The following is a 3878-nucleotide window of genomic DNA, read 5'->3' on the forward strand; positions in this document are numbered from 1 at the left end:
TAACACCTTCTTCATTTTTTAAGTCAGACTTAACAAGGTTAAGAGCAAGGTATCCATTCTTAACAAGATACTCATCTAGCTCTGCTGTAAATTTATCTTCCGTAAGAATAATTGGTGCAATCATCCCTGGAAAGATAGGACTATTCATAATAGGAATAATCACGGCCTCTTCTGGAAATACTTCATCTCCAGGTGTTTCTGAAATTTGTACGTTGTACTCTTCCAATTCGCTCATCTTTCCTCTCTATTGTTTTTTGATGTCAATGACGAGTCTTCCAGGCTTTTCTAAATAGAAGACGTCGATAGAGTGTTTACCTTTTAAAGCAACCTCTACTGAAAGTGATTCATCACCAACTGGATAGAAATCAATTTTATCAATATACTTAGTTGTTCCAAATACTCCATGATCAGAAGCTAGAGATGTATTAAAAAAATCAATAAAGATTTTCTTCTCACCATCTGACTTATAACCATAAACTTTTGGAGGTGTTGTTGTTTTGAAATCAAAAACTAATCTTTCATAACCATTGGCCGGTTGATAACCATGGCGAATTGCTTTTAGAACGGATGCTGTTTTATTCGTTCCGCTGTGGAAAATACCTTTCTTAAAATAGACAGATCTCTTTTTTCCAGCAATTTTTCTGATTCTCTCGCTCATTAGATCTTGCGAGTATGATGTTGCTTGTAAAAGAATTGGCAAAGCAACTAAGATAGTTTTCAAAAATTTCATTAAATACCCTTCCATGGTCAATAATTCACAATATTATTTTACTGTAAGTGGAACAAAAAAAGAATAAATATTAAGAGTATTTAGGTAAGACTCACCACAGAGTGTCATTTAATTAAGATCGTCTGGTTTTACGCATTTTATAAGCACCAAGAAGTCCAAGAATTAGAGCGAACCAAAGAGCATTCATTTGCCCTTTCTTCTTAACGGGACTCTCTTCTTCATCAATTGATCCTGGAGTTCTTTCAATATCTTTTTTAGGAATATACACGAATTGATTTGCACTCGTCTCAGACATATAACTGCCATAAGCACTATGAACGAGAATATCAAATGTTCGATATGGAATAAAACCAAGCTTAGGATGCTCAGGAAATGCAAGAGACTTAACTCCAAGTGTTTCTTGATCATCGATCACTTCATAAATGACTTCATATGCCCCTAGGCGATCCATATACGGAGTGAATGCATACTGCCCTTTTTTTATAAGAACAACATAGGCCTTATTCACAATAAATTGTGGAGCGGTACGATTTTGATGACGTAGACCTTGCCACTCTCCACCATCAAATTGAATTTTGAATAACTTTTTATTAACGAGGTAACGATTTTCTAGCCCAACAGTTTTATTAAGCTTGAAACTGGCTTCAGTGACAATCTTTCCATCAGGAAGCTTCTTCGACCCTTCCCCTAAGAATACTCCATAGATTATTCCATCTGCTTCACTTAGCTGCTTGCTAAATGGTACAGGGAAGAGCTTCGCTGAAACCGTTACAGATAGGAATGTGAGTATTAATAGTCTGAGCATTAAACCACCGATAGTTACCAAATACCCTATCGGCAAACTCAATTATATACTTTAGCTTTTTAGTCCTTTATTTCGATATTAACCTTACTAAAGTCTTTAAATATCGGGTGGTTATCTACTAGAAGGATTGTGTTTCCCTTGCCTGCAAGACCTATTAGAAGCTCTCTTATTTTCACAAGTTCAACATCTGAAAGGCCATATGAAAGACTTGTAAAAATGAGGAGTGAGTTCTCAATATTTTTTTGAAGAGTATTTAGAAACTTAACTCTTAATCTTTCTCCCCCAGACAAGGAAGGAAGATTTCGATCTAAGGTTAAGTAATCTAAATTTAGCATTCTTAAGAACTCTAAAATTCTTCGAACTTTCGGAGTCGTTGGAACAATCTCAAATAATTCACTTAAAGGCATATTGTAGGCCTCATAAGCTGTAATTCTTCCGTCACTGATATTTGCATAAAACTTATTCAATTTCTTTCCATCACATTCGTCACATGGAAATGAAACGTCTTCAAGAAATTGCATATCAATTTCACGAATCCCTTTACCTTCACATACCGAACATTTTCCAAGATCCGAGTTTGGAGAGAAGTGTCCATCTTTCAAGCCTAGATTCTTCGAAACAGGAAGATTCGCAAAATATTTTCTCACATGTGGAGTCAATCCGAGCATTGTTCCAACTGTTGAACGACCAGAAGCCCTATCAACATTGGTTCTATAAACAATGATGTCATCAAAGTTCTCATACTTATTATATGACTTCACAGAATATTCAGTATCGTAGTTTAATTTCTCATCAAAGTGATGCATGTAAAGATCATTGGCAACAACATCACTAATTAATCTCTTTGAAAATGATTCAAGATAAGAATGAACTGTTGAAACTGTATTTAAAGGTATCTCAACTTTAGGAATTTTCTTTTCTTCAAACTCAATTCCTTTTAATGTTAGTTTTCCCTTCCCTTTAACAGGTTTTTCAAGTTCAACCCTCTTCTTGGTTTTTGATTTATAGTTACCCATATAAGCAATTTCACCACCAAGATGTCCTGCCCCAGGCCCCATCTCTACGACGAGATCACTTTTTGATTGAATATATTGAGAGTGATCAACCAGAACTACGGTATTATTTTTTGAAAGGTTTTTGAGATATTTTCCAAGAACTTTTTGTTCATCTAAATCTAGTCCCAAACTAGGTTCATCTAAAACAAAGAGAGAACCACTTCCTTGATAACTTAAGTAACGAACAAGAAGGGATTTTTGATATTCATTTGTCTCAAGCTCTTTAAGTTTAGTCGTTAGCTTATAAGGTGCTAGACCTAACTCCATAGCAAGACTTAGCTTATGAAAAGCCCTATCAATATAAATTTGCTTCTCTTTTATCTTTAATCCATTTAAAAGGTCATAGAGCTCTTCAACAGAGAATCTTAAAATATCTCCATAGCTTGGTAATAGATCTCGGTAGGTATGATAGCGACCAGTATTCTTAGCAACTCTGGCTCCATCGCACTCTCCACACTTCTTATCGACCTGGAGACCTCTTAAAAAGATTCTCACACTTCTCTTATATCTCTTCTCTTCAAGCCAAGAGAGCATTTCTAAAACACCTGGAAAGCTTCCCTGCCCATTCATCAGAATTGGCCATACATCTTCAGCAACTTCTTCAAAAGGAACATGAATAGAGATTTTTTTCTTCTTAACTTCTTTTTCAAAAGAAGAATAATATCGATTGAATTTACTGTACTCAAGGATACTTACAGCGCCTTCTCCAATAGATAAACTTGGATACTTCACAAGCTTTGCCCTGCTATACTCCAAAACTGAACCATAACCCTTACATGGTAAACAAGCACCTACCCCATTAAATGGGATTAATTCATCGACAGTTTTAGCAAACTTCAATTCTTCTTTTAGACATTCAATACACACCTGCTGATCTTTAAGTCTAATGAATTCATTCTTTCCACTGGCCGCATTTAGAGTCAGAAGAACTGCACTGAGGCTCTTTAAGAATGGAAAATCTCCCAATTTCTTTTCTAGTCCTGATAGCTTTCCGCCCTTTATACGAAATAATTCCCAATACTGATCTTCTTCGTTGAAATCTCTTACGTTTTGATCGTCTTGTGAAAATGACCTTACAGGTGCACCTGAAAGATTCTCTGAATAAACCTCTCTATCAACGAAGAAATGGAGAATATCTTTGTCCGAATCAACTAAGGCCTCAACAGAAGTGGCAAATAGCGCCGAACCTTCAGACATTTTTATTCCGTGTATAGGACAATCTGTATTGTAATCTTCAAAATAAAGCTGAGCCAAGTCCATTGTTAACTCAAGTTGATCCATAAGATTG

At 35.6% G+C, this 3878-nt stretch carries 4 protein-coding genes; all 4 read right to left on the minus strand.

All coding sequences use genetic code 11. The annotated features are described in order from the left end of the window. A partial coding sequence (locus M901_RS06365; protein ID WP_021277357.1) for a hypothetical protein occupies positions 1-235 on the minus strand: 235 nt, incomplete at its 3' end. A 9-nt stretch (positions 236-244) separates the two neighbouring features. Next, positions 245-730: a hypothetical protein gene (locus tag M901_RS06370; protein WP_021277359.1), complete on the minus strand. Its 486-nt coding sequence runs from the start codon at positions 728-730 to the stop codon at positions 245-247. Positions 731-842: 112 nt separating this feature from the next. Then, positions 843-1535, minus strand: coding sequence for a hypothetical protein (locus tag M901_RS06375; RefSeq protein WP_034720937.1), 693 nt, complete (start codon positions 1533-1535; stop codon positions 843-845). A gap of 59 nt (positions 1536-1594) precedes the next feature. Further along, positions 1595-3878: hypothetical protein (locus M901_RS06380; RefSeq protein WP_232422512.1), on the minus strand; the 2284-nt coding region annotated here is incomplete at its 5' end.

Origin of the sequence: Bacteriovorax sp. DB6_IX (assembly GCF_000447775.1) — a bacterium.
GTDB lineage: Bacteria > Bdellovibrionota > Bacteriovoracia > Bacteriovoracales > Bacteriovoracaceae > Halobacteriovorax_A.

What these genes read in the sequence shown, in the direction of transcription:
- M901_RS06370 (WP_021277359.1), bottom strand. Translation starts at nt 730, where the DNA reads ATGAAATTTTTGAAAACTATCTTAGTTGCTTTGCCAATTCTTTTACAA.
- M901_RS06375 (WP_034720937.1), bottom strand. Translation starts at nt 1,535, where the DNA reads ATGCTCAGACTATTAATACTCACATTCCTATCTGTAACGGTTTCAGCG.